This is a genomic window from Rhizobium ecuadorense (assembly GCF_001187535.1).
In the GTDB taxonomy this organism is placed as follows: domain Bacteria; phylum Pseudomonadota; class Alphaproteobacteria; order Rhizobiales; family Rhizobiaceae; genus Rhizobium; species Rhizobium ecuadorense.
Genome location: NZ_LFIO01001296.1, coordinates 1 through 224, shown reverse-complemented (window position 1 = coordinate 224; position 224 = coordinate 1). Strand labels below are relative to the sequence as shown.

Here is a 224-nt window from a genome sequence, read left to right as displayed (position 1 = left end):
ATCGTGCCATCCACCGAGCCCGAAGAAGCCGGCGCTGGCCGCCGCGCCATAGGGCGAGCCGAACAGATAGGGATGGAAGAGCGCGGTCGAGGGGCGCTCGAAGGCGGCCTCGATCTCGGGCGCCAGCAGGGCGTGGATGGAGTTGCCTTGCACCTCGCCATTCTTCCGTTCGGCAGCGCAGAGCGTGTCGAGAAACCAGTCGTAATTCGCTGTCGATGCCGGGG

Annotated in this window: 1 pseudogene; it reads right to left on the bottom strand. The window is 66.5% G+C overall.

The features are described 5' to 3' along the window. Positions 1-224: pseudogene (locus AF337_RS27315) on the bottom strand (FGGY-family carbohydrate kinase); the annotation flags it as partial.